Origin of the sequence: Flavobacterium sp. HTF, assembly GCF_003105115.1 — a bacterium.
In the GTDB taxonomy this organism is placed as follows: Bacteria; Bacteroidota; Bacteroidia; order Flavobacteriales; family Flavobacteriaceae; genus Flavobacterium.
This window is the reverse complement of the sequence record NZ_QETH01000018.1, coordinates 39,327-66,024: the sequence shown is the minus strand read 5'-3', so window position 1 is coordinate 66,024 and position 26,698 is coordinate 39,327. Positions and strand designations below refer to the sequence as shown.

Below are 26,698 nucleotides of genomic sequence, written 5' to 3'. Positions count from 1 at the left end.
TATCTTATATGCTTTAAAATGCATAGTGTGCTTTTAAAAATGTAACTTTTCAAAATTCATTTGTAACAAAAAAGCTGTAATGAAATGAGATTATTGTCTATTTTAGCAATTCAATTAAATATTAAAATATGAAAAAATTACATATAGTTTTGTTCTCAGCTTTGGCTTTTACTACTTCACAGGCTCAGAGCAAGTTCAATCTACTGGTGGGGACATACACAAATACCTGTCAAAGCAACGGAATTTATGTTTATGAATTTGATGCTGCTTCGGGCTCTTTTGCTTTAAAAAATTCTACTGAAAATGCGAATGTTTTAAGTCCAAGCTATTTATCGGCATCTCCGGATAATAAATTTATTTATGCCGTAAATGAAAACGGAACACAAAGTACAGTAAGTGCTTTTAAATATAGTTCACCAACAGGAAAGCTTACTTTATTAAATAAAAATGCTTCTATGGGAGCAGATCCCTGTCATTTGATCAACGATGAGAAAAACGTAATTGTTGCAAATTATTCCGGTGGAAGTATCGCTGTGTTTAAGAAAAATGCAGACGGAAGTATTACGGAAGCCCAGCAGTTAATTCAGCATGAAGGTAAAGGGCCAAACGAAGCACGCCAGGAGAAAGCACACGTGCATATGGTTGTTTTTTCTCCGGATAAAAAGTTTGTTTTATCGAACGATTTAGGTCAGGATAAAGTTTTTATCTACAAATATAATGCAAGTGCAAAACATGAAGTGTTGACTTTAAAAAGTACTGTTGATGTAAAAAAAGGAAGTGGCCCAAGACATTTGACATTTAGTAAAGATGGAAAATTTGTTTACCTGCTTCAGGAATTAGACGGAACACTAACGACCTTTTCTTATGACAAAACCGGAAATTTAAAACTGTTGAAGGAAACCAATATTATCCCTAAGGATTTTAAAGGGGCAAACAGCTCTGCAGCCATAAAAATCTCTCCTGACGGAAAGTTTTTATATGCTTCTGATCGTGGTGATGTTAATATGCTTTCGGTTTATAAAATCACTAAAACAGGTGGTTTAGAATTGGTAGAGCAGGTGAATACCTTAGGAAAAGGCCCAAGGGATTTTGCTATTGACCCATCAGGGAATTACCTTTTGACAGGTCATCAATATACTAATGATATCATTATTTTTAAAAGAGATAAAATAACAGGAAAACTTAAAGACACAGGCAAAAAAATCGAGTTGTGCTCACCGGTTGGATTGCTTTTTACGAAAATTTAGTTTTTTTTAAAAGGTTCAAAGCTACAAAGGCTCAAAGGTGCAGAGGTTTAAAATCTGTACTTTTGAGCCTTTTTATTCTATGTGACTTTGTCTCTTTGAACCTTTGTTCCTAAAAGAAAACTATTTATTAGAATCTTTTTTCTTTTTATCCCTTGTTTTCAGCATGTTTCTGTTGACAGAACCGTGGGTTTTCTTTTTAGTTTTTGATGGTCCGCCCAGGTTGATTTTTTTGTTCTTTTTTGATTTTTCGTGAAATGCACCATCACCTTCCAGTTTCACCTTTTTCATTAAGAATTTTACTGGCTGACGGTCTTTTTCAGGTTCAATCAGTTTTTCAGAAACTTCAACTTCTTCTGGGAAATCAGTTATTGCAAGTTCTGTGTTCATTAAGATTTCGGCCTGGATTTTAAATTCTTCCTCACGAGGCGTTACAAAACTAATGGCAGTTCCTGTTGCGTCTGCACGACCAGTACGACCAATTCTGTGCATGTATAATTCAGGTAATTCCGGAAGTTCAAAGTTAATAACATGCGAAATGTCAGAAATATCAAGACCTCTCGCCATAATATCTGTCGTAATCAGTCCGCGTAAGTTTCCGTCCTGAAATTCTGCCATTGTAGTCAAACGGTAATTTTGAGATTTATTAGAGTGAATTACTCCAAACTGACCTTCAAAATCTTCTTCGATACGGGTATGAAGCATGTCTGAAATCTTTTTATTGTTTACAAAAACCAAAACACGTTCCATGCTTTCGTTTGTTTGCAATAAATGTTTCAGTAAATTCACTTTAGTATTAAAGTTTGGAACATTATACGTTATTTGTGTAATTTTTTCAAGAGGAGTTCCCGAAGCGGCAAGCGTAACTTCTTCAGGAAAATCAAAATAATCGTTTAGGATATCATCAACTTCATCGGTCATTGTGGCTGAGAATAAGATATTCTGACGTTTGGTTTTCATCATAGCCAAAAGTGCAGTCAGCTGCGAACGGAAACCAAGATTCAGCATTTCGTCAAACTCATCGATAACTAATTTTTGAGTTTCGTCAAAACGAACTACAGCATCAAGAGCCAAATCCATTGTTCTTCCTGGAGTTCCTACCAGGATATCGATTCCTTCGTAAACGGCTTTTTTTTGTGTATTGATATTTACCCCACCAAATATACCCAGTGTTTTAACCGACATGTATTTGGTTAATTTTTCTACTTCTTCTACCACCTGAACCACTAATTCGCGGGTTGGAACAAGGATTACAATTTTTGGTGTATTGGTATTGGTAAATTTATATAATTTTAAAAGAGGCAATAAATAGGCAAATGTTTTACCGGTACCGGTTTGCGCAATTCCCATCATATCACGGCCTGACATAATCACAGAGAAAGTTTTTTCCTGAATAGGAGTAGGCTTAACGAAACCCAATTCGTCGATTGCTTTTTGTAGTGATTTTGGAAGATTGAATTGTTCGAAAGTGCTCATTTGCATTAAATTTTTTGCAAAGGTACGTTAAAATAACGGTTTGATTGTTAGATTGTCAATTGATTACAGAAATTTAGTTATTTAATTATTTGATTTTCAGTTTAAAACGGATTAAGGAAAACCTTTTTTTAAAAGATAAAATAGTGTTTTTTATATGTATAAAGTTGTAAAAAAATAATTGTCAGCTTTTAATATGACAACAATCTCATTAAATTAGATGAAGTTTGTTCCGTTAAGAAATAAGCAAATTAGATGGCAAATTCGAGAAAACTTAAAATTTACAAGAAATACCAGGCGAGAGCTTACGGAGGTATTACAATTCCAGAAATCAGACTTGAAGGTAAGTGGCTTGAAAAGCTTGGTTTCAGGGAAGGTCAGATGATAATTGTGCGGGAAGAAAAAGATAAATTGATAATCACCAAAGTAATCTGAACGATCAAAAGCCTTCAAAAACGCCAAGCCCAAAAAGTGCAAAATCATATTTTACAGGGTCTTGCGCATCCATTTTACGAAGTTTTATATCTAATTCAGCCAAAGCTTTGCCGTCGTTTTGTTTTCGGGTTAAAATGCCAAGTTTACGCGCAACGTTGCCGGAATGTACATCTAAAGGACAAGATAATGCTGAGGGCGAAATTGTTTTCCAGATTCCTAAATCGACTCCTTTTGTATCCTGACGAACCATCCATCTCAAGTACATGTTGATTCTTTTGGCAGCCGAATTGTTTAAAGGATCCGAAATATGTTTCTGAGTCCTTGGCAGATGGTCAATTTCAAAGAATGCTTTTTTGAATTCGTGAATACTTTTTTGCAAGCTGTCTTTTTCCTGATTTTTTGCAAACAAGGATTCCAAACCATTATGATTTTTATAAATATGCTGTAAACCTTTTATAAAACCTCCAAAATCTTTTCCGTTGAAAGTGCGGTGCACAAAATTTTCCAGACGTGCCAAATCTTCCTCAGAATGGGACATGACAAAATCGTAAGGGGTATTTCCCATGAGTTCCATCATGGTATGCGAATTTTTAATAATCATTTTGCGATTTCCCCACGCAATTGTGGCACTTAGAAAACCGGCAATTTCGATATCTTCTTTTTGAGAATATAAATGCGGAATTTGCACAGGATCGCTTTCAATAAAATCCTGATTATTATACTGGATGACTTTTTCGTCTAGAAATTCTTTGAGTTCTTTTTGATTCATAATGAACTAATTACTAATCTGGCCGTCTACCATAATTAATTTTCTGTCGGCCATATTGGCTAATTCTTCGTTATGGGTTACAATTACAAAAGTTTGCCCAAATTCGTCACGAAGCTGGAAAAAGAGCTGGTGTAAATTTTCGGCAGATTGTGTGTCAAGGTTTCCTGACGGTTCATCAGCAAAAATAACATCGGGTTTGTTGATTAACGCTCTGGCAACCGCTACACGCTGCTGTTCTCCGCCTGAAAGTTCGCTTGGTTTGTGATTAATCCTGTGGGATAAGCCTAAATAATGCAAAAGCCTTGTTGCTTCTTTTTCTGTTTCGGCTTTTGGTTTATTGGCCATAAATGCAGGAATACAGACATTTTCTAAAGCTGTAAATTCGGGAAGCAATTGATGAAACTGAAAAATAAACCCCAGGTTTAAATTTCTAAAAGTGGAAAGGATTTTATCTTTTTTACTTTTCTGTTTAAAATATTTAATATAATAAGCGGTTGCTGTAATTAAAGGTAAAACAATCACAACCAGTGTGACCTGACCGAAAACATCATTCTCAATTTTGTTCCTGAAAAACAATAAAAACAAAGCAATTAAAATACAATATGCGATAACTGTATAGGTAATAATCTTAAACGTTTTTTCCTGTTTAGAGTTATCTGTTTCCAGATCCTGTAGTTTTAATACATTTTCGCCATTGATGGTTAAAGACGATTCGGAGTTTCTTTCGGGCTTATCCAGTGTTCCCAGAATTTGCAAAAGTGTTGTTTTCCCTGCTCCGGAAGCTCCAACGATCGAAACAATTTCCCCTTTTTTGATATGCAGATTCACTCCTTTTAAAACTTCAAGCTGATCATAGAATTTATGTATATTTTTTGCGTGTATCATTTATGAAACTGTTTTTACAAAGAAACAAAGATTCTCCCGAAATCGTAATGTCTTATAACAGAATTTTAGGAACAATATTTGATTAAGGTTATGAGTTATTTATAAAATCTAAAACTACTGATTTATAACGGGTTGCTATTCTGAAAAAATAGTGCTAAATTTATTTATATGAAAGAAGAGATATTAGAAAAAGACGACAGAGTTCAAAAACTTATATTAGGTTTGCTTTTTGACGGGATTGGAATGATTTCATTCTCGATTCCTTTATTGGGTGAATTTTCAGATGTAATATGGGCACCTATTGCGGCTCTTATTATGAGCAGAATGTATAAAGGAAGAGTAGGGAAAGTAGCAGGAGTTTTAACATTTCTTGAAGAAATAATACCATTTACAGATGTAATCCCTTCATTTACACTTACGTGGATTTATACGTATTTCTTTCAAAATCCAACGAGAAAAATCTAATCTTTAAACAGGAAACCCAGTCCCATACTTTTGAGCATTCTTTTTTCGAAGTTCCAAAAGAAACGATATTGCCCGAAAATAGTTCCTATTGCGACAAGCAAAACCTGATAAATAGGGAATATAATAATAAGCCTGATGAGTGTAAACCATCCTCCAAAATCTTCTTTGGTGATTCCTAACAATACACAAAAAGGTTTAGACAGCCATGCAGATGCCGATCCTGTAATGGCAAATACAACAAATATGATAACGAACTGGAAATTTGAGGTGATTCCCCAACGCTGCTTTAATTTATTCATCTTTATTTATAATGATTACAAATATAACAACATTATCGGGATGGAACATATCCCCAAAGTTTTTGTTTATAAGTATTTTGAAAATAAATCATGTAGTTATAAATAAGATAATTGACTTCATATCCGTATTTAGTTGTAGGGTTGTAGTTAATGCTCATTTCGTATAGATTAGGATCATAACGCAGAGGCTGCAAGACACGGCTATTCCATTCTGTTATATATTGATTGTTTTTGTTTTCGAGATAAGAGAGCGAATGGTAATTGCGGGGAAAAGCTCTTGATGCCAGCCAGGTACTAAAACCATTGTCAATAATAATAACCTCATATTCCAAAGAATCATTGGCAATTCTGACCGTATCGTTTACCGCTACATTTTTTGCTGGCTGATTTGCTTCTGCAATGTTTTTAGAAGTTATAGAACAAGCAATGATAATAAACAAAAGGATTAATATGGAAATACTCTTTTTCATCTTATAAATTTACAAAATAAATAAGTTAGGAGTTTTGTTTTTAACATTTTTGATTGGTTGGGAAAGGTTCAAAGGTTCAAAGAAACAAAGGTTCAAAGGGACAAAGGGGCAAAGGGAGGGACAAAGGGGCAAACGAACAAACGTTCAATGATAAAGGGGCAAAGGTTCAAAGATAAAGAGACAAAGGAAGAGTTGGAAAACTCTGTTCCTTTGAACCTTTGTCTCTTTGTACCTTTAAAAAAAAACTATTTTTTCCCGAAAAGTTTGCCAATAAAACCAGAAATCCCGCCTTTGCTTTTGGTAACAACCAAAACATCTGTAACATCTACTTTTCCGTCATTGTTCTGATCGAGGCCAAACTGCATTCCGTATTTTGAAATTGTATCCATAATACCGGATGCCTGCCCGCTGTTTCCGGAAATTGCTGAAATAATATCAGAAATCTGAAAACTGCTGTCGTTCGGGTCTTGGGCTTTGTTTACTAAAGAATTTAATATCTGAGGGATCATGCCGGAGGCAACTCCTGAAGAAGCTTCACTGCTTAATCCAAATTTTTCACCTAGATTTCCTTTTAATTGTTGTGTTATTTGCTGTACAACAGGATTAAAACTGTCTATTGGGGAACTTCCGTTAAACAAACCTGCAAGCTGTTCAGCACCACCTTCTGAAGCAATTTTTTGCAATCCCGAAAAGATCGAATTGTTTGCTTCATTTATTACGCCTTCATTATGCTCATTAGGAACGGCATCATTATTTACAACAGCTGAGTTTCCGTACTGTTGTACTAATTGTGTTAATTGTTCAAACATGGTTTTTAAAGTTTTAAATTAAACAACAAAATAAATAAAAAAGAAAGGGATTTACTACAAATTTGTAATAAATCCCTTTAAAGATAAATATTATTTTCTTAGTTAGCTTAACAAAGTAATAATTTGTGATGCCAGCTCAGTTCCGATTCTGTCTTGTGCTTCTCCTGTTGCAGCTCCGATGTGTGGAGTCAGGGAGATTTTAGTGTGCATTAAAATTGCCATTTCCGGTTTTGGTTCACTTTCGAAAACGTCTAATCCTGCAAAAGCCACTTTTCCTGAATCTAAAGCTTTTACTAAAGCTACTTCATCAATTACACCACCACGTGCACAGTTTACGATTCCAACACCGTCTTTTACAATCTCCAGTTCTTTCTCACCAATGATGTAACCATCCTGAGCAGGAACGTGAAGAGTAATGAAATCAGCTTCTTTAAATAAAGATTCTAAAGATTGAGATACAATTGTAGTTGTGATTGATTGTCCGTCAAAGAATTCCACTTTTACATCTACTTTTGGGATAAAACTATCAGCAGCGATAACTTTCATTCCTAAACCAAGTGCCATTTTAGCAGTAGCCTGACCAATACGGCCAATACCAACGATTCCAAGAGTTTTTCCTCTTAATTCAGTTCCGTTTGCATATGCTTTTTTCAAACCTTCAAAGTTTGAATCTCCTTCAAGAGGCATATTTCTGTTAGAATCATGCAAAAAACGAACACCGGAAAACAAGTGTCCAAATACTAATTCAGCAACAGATTCTGATGATGAAGCAGGAGTATTGATTACATGAATTCCTTTGCTTTTTGCGTAATCAACATCAATGTTGTCCATACCAACACCACCACGACCGATAATTTTGATACCAGGACATGCGTCGATAATATCTTTACGAACTTTAGTAGCACTACGTACTAAAATTACGCTTACATTATTTTCATTGATAAAGTTAGCTACTTGTTCCTGAGCTACTTTTGTTGTTATAACTTCAAATCCGCCTTTTTCTAAAGCTAGAATTCCACTTTTTGAAATTCCGTCATTCGCTAATACTTTCATTTTATTTTGTATTTATTTGTTAATCACTAATCATATGAATTAGATGATAAACATATATTATGGTTTTTCTTTTTGGTATTTTAATTAATAGCTGTTTCGATTAATAATAAACCGAAAAACGATTAAACTTTACTTTCTAAAGCTTTCATTACGTCAACTAAAACCTGAACACTTTCGATAGGCATAGCATTGTAAATAGAAGCTCTGTAACCACCCACTGAGCGGTGTCCAGGCAATCCTGAAATTCCGGCTTCTTTCCATAAAGCATCAAAAGTTGCAGCATGGTCCGGGTTTGTCAATAAGAAAGTAACATTCATATTTGAACGATCTTCAACCGCTGCAGCTCCTTTGAATAAAGGGTTTCTGTCGATTTCAGTATAAAGTAATTCCGCTTTTGCGTTGTTTAATTTCTCAACGGCAGCAACTCCGCCTTTTTCTTTAATCCATTGTAATGTCAAAAGAGAAACATATACTGCAAAAACAGAAGGCGTATTGTACATGCTTTCTGCTTTGATATGTTTAGCGTAGTCTAACATACTTGGGATAGTTCTTCCGCTTTTCTCTAAGATTTCTTCTTTCACTACAACTAAAGTAGTTCCTGCAGGTCCCATATTTTTTTGAGCTCCTGCATAAATTAAATCGAATTTAGAGAAATCTAATACGCGTGAAAAAATATCAGAACTCATGTCACAAACAACAGGAATGTTTGTTGCCGGGAATTCTTTCATTTGAGTTCCAAAAATCGTATTGTTACTTGTGCAGTGAAAATAATCTGCGTCGGCCGGTATTGCGTATCCTTTTGGAATATTTGAATAATTATCGTCTTTTGAAGAAGCTACGACAACCGTTTCTCCAAACAATTTAGCTTCTTTTATAGCAGCCGTTGCCCAGGTTCCCGAGTCTAAATAAGCAGCTTTTCCGTTTTCTTTCATTAAATTATACGGAGCCATTAAAAATGCTGTACTTGCACCACCTTGTAAAAATAATGCCTGATATCCTTTTCCCTGAAGTCCTAGTAATTCTAAAGCCAGCGAACGAGCTTCATCCATAACCGCAACAAAATCCTTACTTCTGTGCGAGATTTCCAGAATAGATAATCCAGAATTGTTAAAATTTAATACTGCTTGTGATGCCTTCTCAAAAACTTGCTGAGGTAAAATACTTGGTCCTGCGCTGTAGTTGTGTTTTTTCATGGTTGTTGTTAATAGTCGAAAAATTTTAAAGACGCAAATTTCGGCAATAGGAGCTGAAAAAGCGATAAATTATTCGAAATAATTGAACATTTTTTTACTTTGTTGTTAACAAAAACGTTATAGTATCAACGTTATCTGCATAATCCCACAATTGAGGATTTTGGGTTTCGCCGAAAGGAATACTGTTTTCTATCAAATCAGTACTCACGATACATTGAATTTGTTCAGCATCAGCTTTAAGACGGGTCTGTAAATCTTCAATGTTTTCGTAAAATTCATAGAAAACGCTCGAAATAGGCGAGGCGTAGCTTGGATCTTCTTTTAAAGTCAGGAAACCATTATCCAGTAATTTAAAATTACTCATCAAAAATACGGCTTTGTTATAATCATAATTGTTGGCGTATTTTTCATAATGGATAACATCCTGATATTTGAAAATTCCCTCAAAAAAAGTGTCAAAAGAATATCCTTTTGGTACAAAGATTTTTGAGACATTTCGGCATCCTAAGCCAAAATACCTGAAGATATCCTCACCCAAAGCTTCTAGTTGTTCTTTGGTTTCTTTTCCGTTTAAGACAGCAGCAGAATTTCTGTTTTTTCGGATAATTGATGGTTTATCCTTAAAATAATATTCAAAATAACGTGATGTATTGTTGCTTCCTGTTGCGATTACGGCATCAAAATTTTCCAGTTTTCCTTCCGGGAAATTGATCTTATTTTCAAAGTCAGGATTAACAGTAATGATGTATTTTGCTAAAAAAGGCAATAAGTGCTGATCGTTTGAGGACGTTTTTATAACTGCATTGTGACCGGTAATCAGAACAGAAAGAAAATCATGAAAACCTACCAGAGGAATATTTCCGGCTAAAATCAGGGCAACATTTTTTGGTTCAACTCCCGTAAAATCATAATTTGAAAGCCATTTGGTAATGTTTTCTTCTGTCAATGCGTCTGCCCAGGATTGTATTGCAAAATATACTTGTTCAGGCGTATACCATCCATTATGAGATTGCGATAAATGAATCAGTTTTTCGAAATCATCAAAAAATAAATCGTTATGAAGGACGTCTGATTTTCTAACGGTATCGTTTTCGGTAAATTGTTTTAAAAACTTACCTAATTCAACAAAAACACTTTTTTTTGTTTCTAATGTCATAATGTTTGTTTATGAATAGTTTTGATTGTAATTTTGCACAAAAATAAGTTTTTTTAGCGGTAAGCGGTAAGCTTTATGCAATAAGCTTTAATTTTTGAAAAATAATATTTTAGAAATAGCTTAAAGCTTGATGCTTAAAGCATAAAATAAGATAAACATGGCGATAATTATAACCGACGAATGTATAAACTGTGGTGCTTGTGAACCAGAGTGCCCGAATACAGCAATTTATGAAGGAGCGGATGATTGGAGATATAAGGATGGTACAAGCCTTTCAGGAAAAATAATTTTACCTGACGGAACTGAAGTTGATGCTGATGATGCACAGACTCCAATTTCTGATGAAGTATATTATATTGTTCCCGGAAAGTGTACAGAATGTAAAGGTTTTCACGACGAACCACAATGTGCGGCAGTTTGCCCTGTAGATTGTTGTGTACCTGATGATAACCATGTTGAAGATGAAGAAACTTTGTTGGCACGTCAGGCATTTTTACATAATGAATAAGATATTTTAAAATAAAAATAAGAAAAATCCTAAGCAAAAAGCTTGGGATTTTTTTTTATAAGTCAATTTCTTATTTTAATTTCCATTCTATTGGTATATAACAATTTAATTTATTTAATTTGATGTTGTTTTTTTAACAATGTGTGATAATTTTTAAAAATAGCCTATGAAGAAATTAATACTATTATTTTTTGTATTCTTTAGCGTCACTATTTTTGCTCAGGATACGGAGTATTCTATCGTCGTTAAAGATATTGAAACACAGTTGCCTATACAAAATGCAACCGTTGTGATAATGAAAACCAAACAGATTTTAATAAGCAATCAGGAAGGTAAAGTTACTTTTATTGTAAACGGAGCTTCGAATGTGCAGGTTTCTGAAACCAATTATGAGGATGTAACCATTCGCTGGGCAGCTTTAAAAGAAAATGAGTTTGTGGTTTACCTGAAAAATAAAGACAATAAACTGGATGAAATTGTGGTGTCTACTGAAGCTCCTCAAAAAATACTTCAGAAAATTGTCTCAAATTCAATGAAGAATTTAGCAATGCCTTACCGCTTAAAAGTCTATGTAAGAGAATTTTTTATGCTTGATAATAAATACTCTTATTATAATGACGGTCTTGTAAATTTTCAATTTGCAGTAAATCAGAAGAAAGTTTCAACAACATTATTGGTCGAACAAAATCGCTCTTATGGTTTATTGGAAACAGATGTTAGTGCCGATTTAAAGGGATATAACCTTAATGATATAATGGAAAATTATACCAATTTAAAGTATTTTGAACCCCTGCTGGACCCAAAAGCAAAAAAGGAATACGATTTTATTATCAGAGGACACGCTACCAATAAGGATTACTATGTAATGACTGTAACTCCCCTTAATAAATCGAAAGAAACTGTAGATAATTTTGAAATTATTTATGATCCTGAAAAAAAACTAATTTTTGAATTTAGCATTAATGTTTTGCCGGGAACAATTGCGGAAACGGTTGACAAAACAGCGATTGGATCTAAAAATATTACAAGATCTGTCATAAAGGTAAATTACAGACTGGATGGTTTGGATTATTATGTATTGAGCTCAAATGAAGAAATAGCTTATGATCTTATTTTAAAGGATCAGGTAAAAAATATTCAGGTTCGTAATAATTTTATAACTACAAATTTTAATAAACAAAAATTCACTTATAACGACAGTGATGTTTTTAAAGATAAAACCCTTTTTAATAAGCAGAATAAGATATTGACCAATTACTGGAATATCTCCGGATTTACGGCTACTGAAGAAGAAAAAGGTTTGATTAACGCTTTAGAATTCAAGATGTAAAATTTTACATTCGACTTTATATAAAACCTGAGTTTAATTGCTCAGGTTTTTTTTTGAGATTCAATGAAAATTATAAAGAAGATTTGATTGACAGCAGCTGCGGTACCAATTTTAAATATACCTATTTATAGTGATTTTTTTGTTCTTCCGAAAAATTAGTTTTGTCTCGTTTTAGAAAGATGAATTTAAAAACTAAAAGAAAACACTATGAAATTGAATTGTAAGAATTTTTTATTTTTAATACTGGCTTCCTTATTATTATCCTGCAGTAATGACGATGATAATAATATTGATCCTAAAGAAACTGCTGATCTGAGTATTGCAGTTGCAGCAAACACAAATAACCCTGTTGCCAATACTAATGTGACTTTTACGCTTATAGCAACCAATAAAGGGCCGTTAGATGCTACAGAGGTTACCGTATCTGATAAAATTCTCTCTGGTTATACTTTTGTTAGTGCTGAGACTTCTTTTGGGGAATATGATAATGAAACAGGAATCTGGACAATTGGAGATTTGGAGAATGGAGCTACTGCCTTGCTAAAAATTACAGTAAGTGTAAACGAAACAGGTGATTATAATAATAAAGCTTCTATTTCGGCAGAACAAAAAGATATTGTACCTGCGAATAATGATGTAACAAATACAATTAAAGTTAAAGGTCTGACAAATGATCTTTTGTTCACTTATAAAATATCTGAAACAGATGCTACAGTGACTATTACCGGATTATCGCAACTTTGGAAAGACTTATCGGTTGATTCTAAATACAATTTAACGATACCGTCAACTATTGAAGGACATCCTGTTACTATAATCGGATATGGCGCATTTGAGGACCAGTATGATATTGTTAGTGTAGTTGTTCCGGATGGTGTTACGATTATCAGTTCAAATGCTTTTGACAGATGTTATGCGCTAAAAACGGTTACTTTACCAAATACCGTTACAACTATTGACGCATATGCATTTTCAAATTGTTTTGCGATGACAAGTATTAATTTTCCTAATAGCCTAACGAGTATTGGTACTTACGCATTTGTATATTGTGAGAGCTTAGAATCTGTTACCATTCCGAATAGTGCTGCTACAATAGAATCATTGGCTTTTTATGGTTGTGTAGGTTTGACAAATGTTACTTTACCAAGTAATCTTAGTATAATTAATTCAGAGGTTTTTTCCGGATGTTTAAATTTAACAAACATAAATATTCCCAATACAGTAGAAGAAATTGACTTAAATGCTTTTCGCGGATGTAGTAGTTTACAAACTATTGCAATTCCTGATAATTTAAGATATCTGGGAGAAGGTGCTTTCTCTGGCTGTCCTTCACTAACTTATTTTGAAATTGGGTCAAATTCTTATTTTAGCGTAGCAGATGGTGTTTTATATGATAAAAATGCTACGACTTTGTTATGTTATCCAAACGGGAAATCAGGATCATTTTCAATTCCAAACACGGTTACAAAAATAGGAACATTATCTTTTGCCTACAGCGCACAATTAACAGACATTTCAATTCCGAATAGTGTTGTTAGTATTAATCCAAATGCATTTCGTTATTGTACGTCATTAACAAGCGTAACGATTCCAAGTAGTGTGAAGAATATTGATTACTATGCTTTTAGTGATAATCCCGGTTTGAAAAGTGTAATTATGAATCCAGTAGTACCACCGGTTGTCAATACAAGTTTATTGCCTTTTGCCAATTGTAAAAATCTAATAGGCTCAGGTGCCATAAAAGTTCCAAATGGAAGTTTAGATGCTTACCACACAGCAAGCGGGTGGTCATCTTATAAGGATATCACGAGTTTACAATAAGTTATAAAAGAAAAATCCTGAGTTCTAAGCTCAGGATTTTTTTATGAAATTTTCTTAGCCACAATCACATAAGTATCATAAGCATACGTTTTTCGGTCAATCGTTTTTAGTATTTTGAAATTGTTCAGGTACAAAAAAAGTTCAATTTCGTTGAGCGTAAATACCCGAACGGTAGAAAAATCATTTTCTATAATATCCTTTTCTCCATTTATGAAAGTGTAATATTTTGCCGTCCATTCCAGCATAAAATTTTCCAGAGAATTGTTGGTGTCCCAATGGCTTTCCCTAATATATTTTACGTTTTGATATTCTGCCTCGTGCAGTATCAGCGGATTTTCTTTAGTAAAGGGAATAAACCGGTTCGCATCTATAAAATCAAAAATCAGGACTCCATTATCAGTCAGGTTTTTATGAACAGCTTCAAAAGTTCTGTTAATGTCATCGTTGGTGATCAGATAACTGGTAGATCTTCCGGTAATTAAAATAGAATCAACGGGTTTGTCCAGTTTAAAATCCCGCATATCTCCTTGTCTAAAAGAGCTATTTTTGTTACGCTCTTTTGCAATTGCGATCATATCGTCGCTGTAATCAAGACCCTGGTAATTTTGCTTGTTTTCTGCGAATCGTTTGGCGAGGTTTCCGGTTCCGCTTCCTATTTCCAGAATGCTGGAAGCTTTGTTTTCCTGGATTAAATGATTGTAAAAAGCATATTCTTCGTCATAATTGACAAAAGTCTGGTACATCGCATCGTAAATCGCCGCCATTTTTCCATCATATAAATTTGCCATAATGCTGGTTTTTTAAATATAAAATTATAAAAAAATGGGTTATCCTGAGACAACCCATTTTAGTTTATTAAACAAAGCTGAACTTAGAATTTATAATTTAAAGATAAATTAAACATAGTTCCTAACTGACTGAAATGAAAACCATCGTAAGTCATTCTTGAATAACGCTGGTTGAATGTAAGTAAATTAGATTGTTGTTGTTTTAGGTTAGGATCTGCAAGTAGTGCGGCTCCGTTTTCGTTTTCTGCCACGAATTTCCATTCAGGAAAAACATTAAATAAGTTGTTTACATTTAATGCAATAGTTAATTTTTCAGTAGCATTAAAGTTAACTCCTAAATCCGTAACAATTTTAGGAATGAACTCTGTTTTTAAGTTTGCAGCCAAATATTCCGCAGAACCCACCGGTGCATTTGGATCATTTGTAGCTAAACCATCCTGATTAAAGGTAGTTTTTCCAAAATAAGTATTATTAAGAGAAAATCCGAATTTACCGATTTCATAATTGATTCCAAAAATCCATTTTGAATCAGGTCTTGAAGTAAAAGTCAGGGAATTAAGGATTTCGCCAAATGAATTGTTTGTTACAGGAGAAATTCTTTTGTTTTCTAAAGTGATATTTCCGGAAACATTAAACCCTAATTTACCTTCACCAATTCCGATATTACTGTAATTTGCAACGACATCTAAACCAGAAGTTCTTGAATCGAATGAATTAGAAAACCAGGCCACATTACCAAACTGAGTATCCTGTCTGTCTCCCAAAACAATTCTGTCTTCTACTTTAATATTATAATAATCTATTGTGAAATTGAAATTTTGAAAAGGTTTTGCCCCAATTCCAACGGTAATATTCGTTGATTTTTCAGCATCCAGTTGTGGAATTAATAATTGACGTGCCTGAGGGGAAACGTTGTTTATAATACCACTAATTTGAATTCCTTGTCCGGCAACAAATGAGTATTGCGATTTTTGAGTATAAATCTGATGTAAAGTAGGAGCTCTGAAACCAGTTGATAAAGATCCTCTTACTGTAACCTTATCATCAAGGAATTTATATCTTGTACTTGCTTTCCAGACAGTTGCGCCTCCAAAATCACTGTATTCTTCATGACGAACAGTTCCGTTTATTAAAAAGTCCTTTGTAATATCAAAAGCAACATCTAAATACACACCAACATTATATCGGTTCCACTTTCCTGAATTTTCAGGTCTGTTTCCTGCAAAGGAGTCAGCACCTAATCCATCCCATGAAGCTTTGTCTCCTTCAATAACAGAAAAATATTCAGACCTAAACTCAGTACCAAAACCAATACTAATCTGGTCGGATACAATTTTAGAAACATCTATATTTCCAACAATATGATTAAAAGAAGTTCCACCCGGTTTAAACGAAATTGGGCTGTTTTCTCTGTAAATGTTATTTCCGTCAGCATCAACCAAATCAGATCTGTTTACAGAATTATTAACGGTATAAACTTGTTTGTTGCCACCAACAGTTACACTCGCATCTGTGTTCCAGCCATTTTTTACGGTTTTGAAACCTAATGTACCATTATAATCAGAAAGATCTCCTTCAAAAGTAGGTCCATATCCATCGTATGAAGGATTGGTAGCATCACCATTTCCGAAGAAATCATTAAGATAAGGATCTCCTGATAAAGGTCTCCAGTATGGTGTTCTAAAGTTAGCAAAAGAGTTTACTTTTTTGTAGACATATGCAGCATTGTAATATAAGCTGGTATTGTCACTAATTTCACTTCCACCATTAATTAAAAACTTAGCAGCAGCTGTTTCCGGCGAACCATTAACGTTTCTTGCATCAGGATGTCTTTTCAAATAATCATTGACAACTTGTATTCCGGCAGTATTATCAGCTCTGATGGATGTTGGAGTAGCTCCATTTACCCAGTTATCCGGATCTTCAGGATCAACATATACAAAATCAGCATATTCTCCACCTGCAAGTGGTTCATTGTCCGGTCCTAAATTATTTGTTCCACCGTCAACTGTTCCGGCTCTGTTGGCTAATTTTACTTTAGAAAAATCAATAGTGTAGTTTAAGAATCCCTTTTCTCCAACGGTTGTACCGCTATTTAAACTTACACCAAGCATTTCGCCGTCACCTTCAGAAGTAATTCCACTTCTTAATGTAACCGATCCGGAGTTATTGTTTTTCTTTAAAATGATGTTCATAACTCCCGCAATGGCGTCAGAACCATATTGGGCAGAAGCACCATCACGAAGAATCTCAACTCTTTCGATCGCATCTGTCGGGATAGCCGAAATATCAGCACCCGTTTCTCCACGTCCCGGAGAAGTTTGTACATAGAGTAATGAACTTAAGTTTTTACGTTTACCATTAATAAGGATTAAGGTTCTGCTTGGTCCCATATTTCTAATCTCGTACGGATCCAGTAATGAAGTGGCGTCATTAACAGGAGTTTGTACAGTATTAAACGAAGGGATTTTGTATTGCAGTGCCTTATCAAATGTGGCTTGTCCCGTCGAGGTCAAATCTTTAGAAGACAATACATCAATAGGCAGGGCGCTCGTGGTATTACTTCTGACGGCAGCTCTGGATCCTGTAACTACAACTTCGTCAAGATTTTGCCCTCCTTCTTCGGATAAAGAAACATCAATCTGAGATGCATCTGCCAGTCTTGTTATACTGGCATAACCTAAATAGGAATAAATTAATGAAGCACCTTCTCTCACAGAAATTTTGTACGAGCCATCAATATCAGTTGATGTACCATTGTTTGTTCCTTTTTCAATAATGTTTACACCAGGAAGTGGATTTCCCGAATTGTCCTTTACTACACCCGAAATTTGCTTCTGCGCAAAAATAAAGAGTGTATTAAGCAAAAAAAATAAAATTGCAATTTTTCTCATGTTAAACTAGTTTTGGTTAAAAATTTGTGTATGGTTTGTTAAATTTGTCATAAAAATAGCGTTATTTAACAAAACACAACCAAAAAGTTTTATTTTTTTTAAGAAAAGTACTAAAAAAACATATATTGACATTTTTTGTACAGTTAACGGGTATTAAATCATATATTTGCAAAATTTTAATGCCAAAATGTATGATTTCATCAAAATAAACGGGCATCTTAAAAAGTAATATAAATATGACTAATCAAAGTCTAAGTTATTGATGTATAATTCAGTAATTTCGGGGCCTGAGAGGTTAAAATAAATAAAAAAGCAAATTATCTACAGATGAAAGCAGGAATTGTAGGATTACCAAATGTTGGAAAATCAACATTATTTAATTGTTTATCTAATGCAAAAGCGCAGAGTGCCAACTTTCCGTTTTGTACAATCGAACCGAATATAGGTGTTGTAAACGTTCCGGATCCGAGAATTAATAAATTAGAAGAGTTAGTAAAACCAGAGCGTGTACAAATGGCAACCGTAGATATCGTAGATATTGCAGGTTTGGTAAAAGGTGCAAGTAAGGGGGAAGGTCTTGGAAACCAGTTTTTAGGAAACATTAGAGAGTGTAACGCTATTATTCACGTTTTGCGTTGTTTTGATAATGATAATATTGTTCACGTTGACGGAAATGTAAACCCAATTCGTGACAAAGAAACGATCGATATCGAATTACAGTTAAAAGATCTTGAAACTGTTGAAAAAAGATTAGAAAAAGTAAATCGCGCCGCGAAAACCGGAAATAAAGAAGCACAAACTGAAAAAGCGCTTTTAGACCGAATCAGAGAATCATTATTACAGGCAAAATCGGCTCGTACTATTGTTCCTCAAAATAATGATGAGGAAGTTTTAATGGAATCGTTTCAGTTAATTACGGCTAAACCAGTTTTATATGTTTGTAATGTTGATGAGAATTCAGCAGTTAACGGAAACAAATATGTAGATCAGGTTCGTGAACTGGTAAAGGACGAAGATGCAGAAGTAATCATACTTTCAGTAGGAGCAGAAGCTGATATTACAGAATTAGAAAGCTACGAAGAGCGTCAGGTTTTCCTTGAAGATATGGGATTAACAGAACCGGGAGCATCAGTTTTGATTCGTGCCGCTTATAAATTATTAAAACAGCAAACCTACTTTACAGCAGGTGTAAAAGAAGTTCGTGCCTGGACAATCAATATCGGTGCTACAGCACCACAGGCAGCCGGAGTAATCCATACTGATTTTGAAAAAGGGTTTATTCGTGCAGAAGTTATTTCATACGAAGATTACGTTCAATATGGTTCTGAAGCAAAAGCAAAAGAAGCAGGAAAATTTAAAGTAGAAGGAAAAGAATATGTTGTAAAAGATGGTGATGTAATGCATTTCCGTTTTAACGTATAATTTTTTTTTAGAATAAAGAGTAAAGAATAAAGACTAAAACTGCTGGAGAGATTCAGCAGTTTTTTTATGTCTTAAAATACATGGTTTTTTATTGTCAGGCTGAGCGTAGTCGAAGCCCCGAAAAGATTGGCGACTTAGATTGTGGAGCTACGTGCGTGTCCTTCGACTACGCTCAGGATGACAGAAATAAGAATAAAAAATCCGTTTAAATCTGCCCTTTCGCGAAAGCGAATCCGTAAAATCCGCGTACAATTTTAGGAAACAAAATTTTTGGCTCAAAAATTGGATACAGAAAAAATAACCAATTACTAATCTAAAAACAAACCAATTAAAATGCTAATAAAAACTTTCAAATTTCTAGGCTGGACAATTTTCGGAATCGTTATTTTTCTTCTTCTTTATGTGATTTCAGTTTACTTCATTTCTAAAATTACCGTTAATTCAAATGCTGATCTCATAAAAAAGCAAAGACAAATTCCAATTTACATTCTTTCAAATGGTGTTCATACCGATATTGTTGTTCCTATAAAAAATGAAATCAAAGACTGGCGAAATGAAATCCAGTTCAGTCAGACACAATCAAAAGATTCCTTAATGAATTATATCGCTTTTGGCTGGGGTGACAAAGGATTTTATCTCGATACGCCGGAATGGTCCGATTTGAAAGCAAGTACAGCTCTAAAAGCAGCATTCGGAGTGAGTTCATCGGCCATGCATACCACATTTTTCAAACAACTAAAAGAAGGAGAAGACTGCAAACGCATTCTGATTTCAAAAGAAGACTATCAAAATCTGGTCAATTATATTTCAGGAAGTTTCAGCAACCCTGGGCAACCTCAATGGATTGAAGGTCATAGCTACGGAAAAAAAGATGCTTTCTATGAAGCCAAAGGAAGTTACAGCCTTTTTTATACCTGCAATACCTGGGCAAATAATGCTTTAAAAGCCGCAAATCAAAAAGCGAGTTTATGGACGGTTTATGATAAAGGGATCTTTTGTCATTACAAGTAAGGGCGATTATGCAAAAGATTTTTTTAATTGTAATCACGATGATTTTTTTAGTATCATGTAAAAAAATAAGAGCACGCCCATGTCCAGATTGTTTCATTTTTTACTTTAAAAATCCGCAACCTGAAAATGATACAGAATTAGATCATTTTCCTGTAAGGTTTAGAGGCTTGTACATAAATAAAGATTCTTCTTTTTTAATAATTAAAGAAGATAGAATGATATATAAATATTTTGGTACATATAAAATGCATAAAACCGAATTTGATTCTATTAAAAAAGATTACGTAATGATTGGCAATCAGGCAACAAATAAAATTTCAAAAGAAAAATTATTAATGCATGTGCAAGGTGATTCAATCGAATTTAAAGAAACATACTTAGATACTTTTTTCAGATTGTCCTATTATAATAAATTGAAACGAATAGATGGACAATTAGTATTAAGCACAAAGGACTCAATTTTTTGGACTACAGAAATTATCAGTTTAAATAGCAAGACACTAAAGATCAAAGAAATTTATTTTCCAGATGATTTAAGAAAAATAGATTCCATTACAGCAATTAAAGGAGAAAAATTGGATTCAATGTCATATTTGATTAAACCAACAAGAACGGAATTCAAAAAAATATTAAAAGTAAAAAAAATAGGAACAGATCAGGAATATAAAAAGATTCTAAATAACTGACATGGCAAAAATGTAAAATTTGATTAAAAAGCAGGAATTTAAAATTTTGATTAATGCGTAAATTTGAGTTGTATCTCAAAAAAACAGCAAATGAAAATCAAAAATATCTTTTCAAAAACATGGTTTCTATTAAAAAATACTTTTTTAGAATTTAACGATGATAACGCGATTAAACTGAGTGCTGCATTATCTTATTATACCATATTTGCATTACCTCCTTTGTTGATTATAATCATTACTATTTGCGGATTCTTTTTTGGAGAAGATGCGGTAACAGGCCAATTATATGGACAAATAAACGGAATGGTAGGTAATAGTGCAGCGATACAAATTCAGGAAGCTATAAAAAATGTACAATTGTCCGGTGATAATATGTTTGCAACCGTATTTGGAATCGTAATGCTGTTGATAGGAGCCTCGGGAGTTTTTGCCGAAATACAAAGTTCAATTAATTTTATTTGGGGATTACGTGCCAAGCCAGATAAGGGAGTTAAAAAATTTATTCAGAATCGTTTAATGTCTTTTTCGATGATTGCTTCTGTAGGTTTTTTAATGCTGGTCAGTCTTTTGGTCAATACAACATTAGATTTAGTTAGTGAGCGATTAAAGATATATTTTCCGGAAAGTACAGTATATTTATTTTACATAGTAAATGTTATAATTGTTCTGGCTAGTATTACACTTCTTTTTGCCATAATTTTTAGAACCCTCCCAGACGGAAAAATAAGATGGAAAGATGCTTTTATAGGATCTGGCGTTACTGCGGTGCTTTTTATGATTGGTAAATTTGCAATCGGTTTTTATCTTGGAAGTTCTACCGTAGCTTCAGTTTACGGCGCTGCGGGATCTGTGATAATTATTTTGGTTTGGGTATATTATTCAGCAATTATTCTGTATTTTGGAGCAGAATTTACTAAAGTATACGCAAAATCTTACGGAGGTAAAATTTATCCAAACGAATACTCAGTTGAGATTCAAAAGGAGATTTATGAAATCGAAAATAATGCTTAGCCACAGATTATAAAGATTTTTATAAAGGAAATTAAAATTTAATTTTGAGCATCTTAAAATCTATGGCAAGAACTTTGCTGTCAACAAAATAAAAATACCACAATATGAAAATCATTGCCTTTGGAGGGAGTAACAGTCAGCATTCCATCAATAAAAAATTAGCAACTTACGCAGCCGGTTTATTCGAAAATGCCGATGTCGAAGTTTTAGATTTAAATGATTATGCAATGCCTTTGTTCAGTGTTGACATTGAAAAAGAAATTGGGCAGCACGAAACGGCAAAATCATTTTTGAGCAAATTAGATACAGCTGATATTCTGGTTGTTTCCTTAGCAGAAAATAATTCAAATTATTCTTCAGCTTTCAAAAATATTTTTGACTGGAGTTCAAGAATCACCAAAGAAGTTTTTCGTCAAAAACCAATGCTGTTATTGGCAACTTCGCCGGGAGCAAGGGGCGGGGCTTCAGTTTTAGAAATCGCAAACAATGCCTTGCCAAGATATGGGGCGCAGATAAAAGCAACATTTTCCTTACCGGCCTTTAATGCAAACTTTGATGTCGAGAAAAATCAAATTTCAAATGCAGAATTAGATAAAGAATTAAAAGATATCATAAAAGCCAGTTTCTAAGTCAATGACAATAAAAAATACCACCATAATTTGTCTTTTTCTGAACCTTATTTTTTTGCATTCAGCTTTTTCGCAAAAGTATAATAATGTTGATAAGATTGTACTTAAATATCCAAAACAATTTAGTACTACCGAACAATTAGCAGAAAGAATCCAAAAAGATTTTACTTCAGATTATGATAAAGCTAGAGCAATCTACAGTTGGATTGCCTTCAACATAAAGTACGATTTAGCTACTTATCTGAATCCGCCAAGAGCAAAAGGATTTAGCTATTCCACAGAACAGGAAAAACAAAAGAAACTGCAACAGCTGAATGAAAGAGAGCTGAATAAAGTTTTTAAATCTCAAAAGGCAGTTTGTGAAGGCTTTACACTTTTGTACAGTCACGTCGCTTCGCTAGTAGGCCTGAAATGCGAGATTGTCAGAGGTGATTCCAAAACCAGGCTGGATGACATCGGAAGACAAAACACTTCATCAAATCACGCCTGGAATATGGTACTGATTGACGGAAAATGGCGATTGGTTGATGTAACCTGGGGAGAAGGATATTATGATCAGAGCAAGGGCAGACTGGCAAAAGATTTTACCTCTATTTACTTTGACATGGCTCCTAAATATTTCTTTGCCAAACATTATCCGGATTCGGGTACTTTTCTCGGAGACCGGTTGAGTAAAGAGGATTTTCTGAACAGTCCGTTACTTTATAATAAAGCAATCGAAGGCGAACATGAAATTATGGAACCAAAATCGGGTCTGCTTGAAGTTAAAAATGGTGAAAAAGTAACCTTCAGAATTAAAAATATCTCCAAAACAGATCAGTTCTTTTATGTGAACAAAAAGAATCAGGCTGTAAAAGTTGAAAATCCAAAAGAAAAAAGAGGCAGTTTAGAATTTGAAGTGACATTCGATAAAAATATCGGTCAGTTTATTACTTTCTATTTGGGCGAGAGCAGTCTTGTTTCTTTTAAAGTTATTCAGAAATAAACAGCCTTCAAAGCAGTTTATTCTTTTGCTGAATTGATGTATCTTTAGGTTTTGTAAAATTAACAGCAAAACAGGTTATGGAAACAACTTTCCTAAAATCGATTTTAGATAACGACTTCTATAAATTTACGATGCAGCATGCCGTAATTAAGCTTTTTCCAAAGGCAAAAGTTCGTTATGGTTTTATCAATCGCGGAAAACATGTTTTTCCGCCAGGTTTTGCTGATTTGCTTCAAAAATCGGTTAATGCAATGGCTGATTTAAGATTAACCAAAGAAGAAAAACGGTATCTCGCACATCATTGCCATTATCTCGATCCCACTTATCTTGATTTTCTGCAGGGATACAGCTTTGATCCCTCAGAAGTTGAAATTAAGCAGCACGGTTCAGAATTAGAAGTTATAATTGAAGGATTTTGGTATCGTACTATTTTATGGGAAGTTCCGTTGATGTCTTTAATTTCAGAGCTTTTTTATAAGGCAAACCATCTCATTCGTTTAAATGATGAAGGGATCAAAAGCCTGACCAAAGAAAAAATTAGCAATTACAACAAACTTGGAGTTTCTGTTTTAGAATTTGGTACCAGAAGGAGGCATTCTTACGATGTGCATGTCTTGGTAAATGAAACTTTAAATAGTTTTGGAGGTGAAAGTTTCATCGGAACAAGTAATGTGCATTTTGCAATGGTCAACAACAAACGTCCTTTAGGAACGCATGCACACGAATGGTTTATGTTTCATGCAGCGCAATACGGGTTTAAAATGGCCAATTCAATAAGTCTTGAACACTGGACACAAGTGTATGGCGGAGATCTCGGAATTGCCTTAACAGACACCTATACTACTGATATATTTTTTAATCAGTTTGATAAAAAATACTCCAAACTTTTTGACGGTGTAAGACATGACAGCGGCGATCCGATAGAGTTTGCCCGAAAAGTGATTTCGCACTATACCAGAATGGGAATTGATCCAAAATCAAAAGCAATTGTTTTCTCCGATTCACTCAATTATGATAAGGTAAAAACGATTGTTGATTTCTGTAAGGACAAAATAAAAATGTCATTCGGAATCGGGACAAATTTTACAAATGATGTTGGCCTTCCGGCCATGAATATGGTTATAAAATTAACCGAAACCAAACCTGATAACACACACTGGCAGGGCGTGGTAAAACTTTCTGACGAAAAAAACAAAAACACGGGAACTCCCGAAATGATTGCTTTGGCTAAAGAAGTGCTCGGAATAAAATAGTTTTTTTGTTTCATAGCTGATTTTTTCTATTTTTAACGGTCGTATTTTTTAAAATCAATTTAAAAGCTGTTATTGTTCGTAACAAAAAAAAAATACGCTTTCATTTTTTACCGAGAAATGGTACATTAGCCAAAAATCCTAAATTCATTTATGCTAGAGCAAAATCAATACAACGAAGATAATATTCGTTCACTCGATTGGAAGGAACATATCCGTATGCGTCCGGGTATGTACATCGGGAAATTAGGGGACGGATCATCACCGGATGATGGTATTTACATTCTGTTAAAAGAAGTTTTAGACAACTGTATCGATGAATTCGTTATGGGTGCCGGAAAAACTATCGAAGTAACAATCAAAGAAAAAACAGTTTCAGTTCGTGATTACGGGCGTGGAATTCCATTGGGTAAAGTAGTCGATGTAGTTTCGAAAATGAATACCGGTGGAAAATATGATTCTAAAGCATTCCAGAAATCGGTTGGTCTGAATGGTGTCGGAACAAAAGCCGTAAATGCGCTTTCGAGTGCTTTTCGCGTAGAATCCGTTCGTGACGATAAACAAAAAGCGGCAGAATTCTCAGGCGGAAATCTGGTTTTAGAAGAAGATGTAATTGATACAACCAAGCGAAAAGGAACGAAAGTAACTTTTACGCCAGATGAAACAATTTTCAAAAATTATAAATTTCGTTTAGAATATGTAATTAAAATGGTCAAAAACTATTGTTATCTGAACAATGGTTTGACGATTCTTTTTAATGGGGAAAAATATATTTCGGAAAATGGACTTCGTGATTTATTAGAAGAAACAATCAGCGAAGATGATTTAGAATATCCGATTATCCATTTAAAAGATCACGATATTGAGATTGCTTTAACGCATAGTAAAACACAATACAGTGAAGAATATCACTCTTTTGTTAACGGTCAGAATACCACACAGGGAGGAACACACTTAGCTGCTTATCGTGAGGCAATTGTAAAAACGATTCGTGAGTTTTACAATAAAAATTTCGAAGCATCAGATGTTCGAAAATCTATTGTAAGTGCGATTAGTATTAAAGTGATGGAACCGGTTTTTGAGTCTCAGACCAAAACCAAACTGGGTTCTACCGATATGGGTTCTGATGACGGAACTCCTGCAGTTTCTGTTCGTACTTTTGTAAATGACTTTATCAAAACCAAATTAGACAATTACTTACATAAAAATACTCCAACTGCAGAAGCCTTATTGCGTAAAATTCTACAGGCAGAACGCGAGCGTAAAGAATTATCAGGAATTAGAAAACTGGCGACAGACCGTGCTAAAAAAGCCAATCTGCATAATAAAAAATTAAGAGATTGCCGTGCACATCTTCCGGATACCAAAAACCCAAGAAACTTAGAAAGCACGCTTTTTATTACCGAGGGAGATTCGGCTTCCGGATCGATTACAAAGTCGCGTGACGTAAATACACAAGCAGTATTTAGTTTGCGTGGTAAACCTTTGAATTCGTACGGAATGAGCAAAAAAATTGTGTATGAAAACGAAGAATTCAATTTATTGCAGGCAGCATTGGATATCGAAGACGGATTAGAGAAACTGAGATACAACAACATCGTAATCGCAACCGATGCCGATGTCGACGGAATGCACATTCGTTTGTTATTGATTACGTTTTTCCTTCAGTTTTTCCCCGAATTAATCAAAGAAGGACATTTGTATATTCTACAGACACCGCTTTTCAGGGTTCGTAATAAGAAAGAAACGATTTATTGTTATTCTGAAGAAGAAAGAAAAGATGCCATCGAGAAACTAAAACCAAAACCGGAAATCACCCGATTTAAAGGTTTAGGGGAGATTTCACCTGACGAGTTCAAGAACTTTATCGGAGACACGATTCGCCTTGACCCAATTATGATGGATAAAAACACTTCTATTGAGCAGTTATTATCATTCTATATGGGAAAAAACACACCGGACAGACAGGATTTTATTATTAAGAATTTGAAGGTGGAATTGGATACAGTTGAAGAAATATAAAGATGGAAAAGAAAAAATTGATATACGCAGCAATTGTATTTATGATAAGTTTTGCTTTAGCCTATACTCTGATAAAAAAGTATAAACATC

24 protein-coding genes and 2 pseudogenes are annotated in these 26,698 nt (G+C 34.2%); 14 read left to right on the top strand and 12 right to left on the bottom strand.

Annotation, left to right across the window (positions count from 1 at the left end; translation table 11 throughout):
* Positions 1–128 precede the first annotated feature (128 nt).
* Entirely contained in the window at positions 129–1,247 is a 1,119-nt protein-coding gene (locus DCO46_RS08095) for a lactonase family protein (protein WP_116752059.1), read from the top strand.
* A gap of 120 nt (positions 1,248–1,367) precedes the next feature.
* On the opposite strand, the gene DCO46_RS08090 is transcribed toward DCO46_RS08095, so the two are convergent.
* A complete protein-coding gene (locus DCO46_RS08090) occupies positions 1,368–2,720 on the bottom strand; it encodes a DEAD/DEAH box helicase (protein WP_116752058.1) in 1,353 nt (450 codons plus the stop codon).
* Positions 2,721–2,972: 252 nt separating this feature from the next.
* On the opposite strand from DCO46_RS08090, the gene DCO46_RS08085 reads away from it, so the two are divergent.
* On the top strand, positions 2,973–3,152 hold the full coding sequence (locus DCO46_RS08085; protein WP_116752057.1) for a SymE family type I addiction module toxin: 180 nt from the start codon (positions 2,973–2,975) through the stop codon (positions 3,150–3,152).
* A gap of 4 nt (positions 3,153–3,156) precedes the next feature.
* Here the strand turns inward: DCO46_RS08085 and DCO46_RS08080 are convergent, their stop codons facing one another.
* The 3 genes and pseudogenes from DCO46_RS08080 to DCO46_RS23375 all read right to left on the bottom strand — a co-directional run.
* Positions 3,157–3,921, bottom strand: coding sequence for a TIGR02757 family protein (locus DCO46_RS08080; protein WP_116752056.1), 765 nt, complete (start codon positions 3,919–3,921; stop codon positions 3,157–3,159).
* A gap of 6 nt (positions 3,922–3,927) precedes the next feature.
* Positions 3,928–4,461: pseudogene (locus DCO46_RS23215) on the bottom strand (ABC transporter ATP-binding protein); the annotation flags it as partial.
* A gap of 132 nt (positions 4,462–4,593) precedes the next feature.
* Positions 4,594–4,806: pseudogene (locus tag DCO46_RS23375) on the bottom strand (ATP-binding cassette domain-containing protein); the annotation flags it as partial.
* Between the two features lie 168 nt (positions 4,807–4,974).
* On the opposite strand from DCO46_RS23375, the gene DCO46_RS08070 reads away from it, so the two are divergent.
* Positions 4,975–5,271 (top strand): hypothetical protein, encoded by a 297-nt coding sequence (locus tag DCO46_RS08070; protein ID WP_116752054.1) that lies wholly within the window; start codon positions 4,975–4,977, stop codon positions 5,269–5,271.
* Here the strand turns inward: DCO46_RS08070 and DCO46_RS08065 are convergent.
* The 6 genes from DCO46_RS08065 to DCO46_RS08040 form a co-directional block, all read right to left on the bottom strand.
* Positions 5,268–5,570, bottom strand: coding sequence for a DUF6787 family protein (locus DCO46_RS08065; protein WP_116752053.1), 303 nt, complete (start codon positions 5,568–5,570; stop codon positions 5,268–5,270). The genes DCO46_RS08070 and DCO46_RS08065 overlap by 4 nt on opposite strands.
* Positions 5,571–5,602: 32 nt before the next feature.
* Positions 5,603–6,040, bottom strand: a complete 438-nt coding sequence (locus tag DCO46_RS08060; protein WP_116752052.1) for a DUF6146 family protein — start codon at positions 6,038–6,040, stop codon at positions 5,603–5,605.
* A 245-nt stretch (positions 6,041–6,285) separates the two neighbouring features.
* Positions 6,286–6,849 (bottom strand): DUF937 domain-containing protein, encoded by a 564-nt coding sequence (locus DCO46_RS08055; RefSeq protein ID WP_116752051.1) that lies wholly within the window; start codon positions 6,847–6,849, stop codon positions 6,286–6,288.
* Between the two features lie 102 nt (positions 6,850–6,951).
* Entirely contained in the window at positions 6,952–7,902 is a 951-nt protein-coding gene (locus DCO46_RS08050; RefSeq protein ID WP_116752050.1) for a D-2-hydroxyacid dehydrogenase, read from the bottom strand.
* 122 nt (positions 7,903–8,024) lie between these two features.
* Positions 8,025–9,095 (bottom strand): 3-phosphoserine/phosphohydroxythreonine transaminase, encoded by a 1,071-nt coding sequence (gene serC / locus DCO46_RS08045; RefSeq protein WP_116752049.1) that lies wholly within the window; start codon positions 9,093–9,095, stop codon positions 8,025–8,027.
* 94 nt (positions 9,096–9,189) lie between these two features.
* On the bottom strand, positions 9,190–10,251 hold the full coding sequence (locus tag DCO46_RS08040; RefSeq protein WP_116752048.1) for an acyl-CoA reductase: 1,062 nt from the start codon (positions 10,249–10,251) through the stop codon (positions 9,190–9,192).
* A gap of 157 nt (positions 10,252–10,408) precedes the next feature.
* Between DCO46_RS08040 and DCO46_RS08035 the strand changes: the two genes are divergently transcribed.
* The 3 genes from DCO46_RS08035 to DCO46_RS08025 all read left to right on the top strand — a co-directional run bounded on the left by DCO46_RS08035 (position 10,409) and on the right by DCO46_RS08025 (position 13,910).
* A complete protein-coding gene (locus DCO46_RS08035; protein WP_116752047.1) occupies positions 10,409–10,759 on the top strand; it encodes a 4Fe-4S dicluster domain-containing protein in 351 nt (116 codons plus the stop codon).
* 166 nt (positions 10,760–10,925) lie between these two features.
* Positions 10,926–12,089 carry a hypothetical protein gene (locus tag DCO46_RS08030; RefSeq protein WP_116752046.1) on the top strand — a complete coding sequence of 388 codons (1,164 nt, stop codon included), beginning with the start codon at positions 10,926–10,928 and terminating at the stop codon, positions 12,087–12,089.
* Positions 12,090–12,296: 207 nt separating this feature from the next.
* Positions 12,297–13,910 (top strand): leucine-rich repeat protein, encoded by a 1,614-nt coding sequence (locus DCO46_RS08025; RefSeq protein WP_116752045.1) that lies wholly within the window; start codon positions 12,297–12,299, stop codon positions 13,908–13,910.
* Between the two features lie 41 nt (positions 13,911–13,951).
* Here the strand turns inward: DCO46_RS08025 and DCO46_RS08020 are convergent, their stop codons facing one another.
* Together DCO46_RS08020 and DCO46_RS08015 are read right to left on the bottom strand one after the other, a co-directional pair.
* Positions 13,952–14,698: a class I SAM-dependent DNA methyltransferase gene (locus DCO46_RS08020; protein ID WP_116752044.1), complete on the bottom strand. Its 747-nt coding sequence runs from the start codon at positions 14,696–14,698 to the stop codon at positions 13,952–13,954.
* Between the two features lie 83 nt (positions 14,699–14,781).
* On the bottom strand, positions 14,782–17,592 hold the full coding sequence (locus tag DCO46_RS08015) for a TonB-dependent receptor (RefSeq protein ID WP_116752043.1): 2,811 nt from the start codon (positions 17,590–17,592) through the stop codon (positions 14,782–14,784).
* A gap of 327 nt (positions 17,593–17,919) precedes the next feature.
* Here DCO46_RS08015 and ychF point away from each other — a divergent pair, with 327 nt between their 5' ends.
* The 8 genes from ychF to DCO46_RS07975 all read left to right on the top strand — a co-directional run bounded on the left by ychF (position 17,920) and on the right by DCO46_RS07975 (position 26,608).
* Positions 17,920–19,014, top strand: coding sequence for a redox-regulated ATPase YchF (gene ychF, locus DCO46_RS08010; RefSeq protein ID WP_116752042.1), 1,095 nt, complete (start codon positions 17,920–17,922; stop codon positions 19,012–19,014).
* Positions 19,015–19,347: 333 nt separating this feature from the next.
* Positions 19,348–20,025, top strand: a complete 678-nt coding sequence (locus DCO46_RS08005) for a TIGR02117 family protein (protein ID WP_116752041.1) — start codon at positions 19,348–19,350, stop codon at positions 20,023–20,025.
* A gap of 8 nt (positions 20,026–20,033) precedes the next feature.
* Positions 20,034–20,711 carry a hypothetical protein gene (locus tag DCO46_RS08000; protein WP_116752040.1) on the top strand — a complete coding sequence of 226 codons (678 nt, stop codon included), beginning with the start codon at positions 20,034–20,036 and terminating at the stop codon, positions 20,709–20,711.
* Positions 20,712–20,801: 90 nt separating this feature from the next.
* Entirely contained in the window at positions 20,802–21,722 is a 921-nt protein-coding gene (locus tag DCO46_RS07995) for a YihY/virulence factor BrkB family protein (RefSeq protein WP_116752039.1), read from the top strand.
* Between the two features lie 104 nt (positions 21,723–21,826).
* Positions 21,827–22,351, top strand: coding sequence for an NADPH-dependent FMN reductase (locus DCO46_RS07990; RefSeq protein WP_116752038.1), 525 nt, complete (start codon positions 21,827–21,829; stop codon positions 22,349–22,351).
* Between the two features lie 55 nt (positions 22,352–22,406).
* Complete coding sequence (locus DCO46_RS07985) at positions 22,407–23,336, top strand: transglutaminase domain-containing protein (protein ID WP_243416277.1); 930 nt, start codon at positions 22,407–22,409, stop codon at positions 23,334–23,336.
* Positions 23,337–23,413: 77 nt separating this feature from the next.
* Entirely contained in the window at positions 23,414–24,589 is a 1,176-nt protein-coding gene (pncB, locus tag DCO46_RS07980) for a nicotinate phosphoribosyltransferase (RefSeq protein WP_116752036.1), read from the top strand.
* A 150-nt stretch (positions 24,590–24,739) separates the two neighbouring features.
* Positions 24,740–26,608 carry a DNA topoisomerase IV subunit B gene (locus DCO46_RS07975; RefSeq protein ID WP_116752035.1) on the top strand — a complete coding sequence of 623 codons (1,869 nt, stop codon included), beginning with the start codon at positions 24,740–24,742 and terminating at the stop codon, positions 26,606–26,608.
* The last annotated feature ends 90 nt before the right edge of the window (positions 26,609–26,698 follow it).

Coding starts and splice junctions, on each gene's coding strand:
- DCO46_RS08030 (WP_116752046.1), top strand. CDS start 10,926: ATGAAGAAATTAATACTATTATTTTTTGTATTCTTTAGCGTCACTATT.
- DCO46_RS08050 (WP_116752050.1), bottom strand. CDS start 7,902: ATGAAAGTATTAGCGAATGACGGAATTTCAAAAAGTGGAATTCTAGCT.
- ychF (WP_116752042.1), top strand. CDS start 17,920: ATGAAAGCAGGAATTGTAGGATTACCAAATGTTGGAAAATCAACATTA.
- DCO46_RS08040 (WP_116752048.1), bottom strand. CDS start 10,251: ATGACATTAGAAACAAAAAAAAGTGTTTTTGTTGAATTAGGTAAGTTT.
- DCO46_RS08025 (WP_116752045.1), top strand. CDS start 12,297: ATGAAATTGAATTGTAAGAATTTTTTATTTTTAATACTGGCTTCCTTA.
- DCO46_RS08005 (WP_116752041.1), top strand. CDS start 19,348: ATGCTAATAAAAACTTTCAAATTTCTAGGCTGGACAATTTTCGGAATC.
- DCO46_RS07975 (WP_116752035.1), top strand. CDS start 24,740: ATGCTAGAGCAAAATCAATACAACGAAGATAATATTCGTTCACTCGAT.
- pncB (WP_116752036.1), top strand. CDS start 23,414: ATGGAAACAACTTTCCTAAAATCGATTTTAGATAACGACTTCTATAAA.
- DCO46_RS08080 (WP_116752056.1), bottom strand. CDS start 3,921: ATGAATCAAAAAGAACTCAAAGAATTTCTAGACGAAAAAGTCATCCAG.
- DCO46_RS08070 (WP_116752054.1), top strand. CDS start 4,975: ATGAAAGAAGAGATATTAGAAAAAGACGACAGAGTTCAAAAACTTATA.
- DCO46_RS08035 (WP_116752047.1), top strand. CDS start 10,409: ATGGCGATAATTATAACCGACGAATGTATAAACTGTGGTGCTTGTGAA.
- DCO46_RS08000 (WP_116752040.1), top strand. CDS start 20,034: ATGCAAAAGATTTTTTTAATTGTAATCACGATGATTTTTTTAGTATCA.
- DCO46_RS08090 (WP_116752058.1), bottom strand. CDS start 2,720: ATGAGCACTTTCGAACAATTCAATCTTCCAAAATCACTACAAAAAGCA.
- serC (WP_116752049.1), bottom strand. CDS start 9,095: ATGAAAAAACACAACTACAGCGCAGGACCAAGTATTTTACCTCAGCAA.
- DCO46_RS08085 (WP_116752057.1), top strand. CDS start 2,973: ATGGCAAATTCGAGAAAACTTAAAATTTACAAGAAATACCAGGCGAGA.
- DCO46_RS08060 (WP_116752052.1), bottom strand. CDS start 6,040: ATGAAAAAGAGTATTTCCATATTAATCCTTTTGTTTATTATCATTGCT.
- DCO46_RS08015 (WP_116752043.1), bottom strand. CDS start 17,592: ATGAGAAAAATTGCAATTTTATTTTTTTTGCTTAATACACTCTTTATT.
- DCO46_RS08065 (WP_116752053.1), bottom strand. CDS start 5,570: ATGAATAAATTAAAGCAGCGTTGGGGAATCACCTCAAATTTCCAGTTC.
- DCO46_RS08020 (WP_116752044.1), bottom strand. CDS start 14,698: ATGGCAAATTTATATGATGGAAAAATGGCGGCGATTTACGATGCGATG.
- DCO46_RS07995 (WP_116752039.1), top strand. CDS start 20,802: ATGAAAATCAAAAATATCTTTTCAAAAACATGGTTTCTATTAAAAAAT.
- DCO46_RS08095 (WP_116752059.1), top strand. CDS start 129: ATGAAAAAATTACATATAGTTTTGTTCTCAGCTTTGGCTTTTACTACT.
- DCO46_RS08055 (WP_116752051.1), bottom strand. CDS start 6,849: ATGTTTGAACAATTAACACAATTAGTACAACAGTACGGAAACTCAGCT.
- DCO46_RS07990 (WP_116752038.1), top strand. CDS start 21,827: ATGAAAATCATTGCCTTTGGAGGGAGTAACAGTCAGCATTCCATCAAT.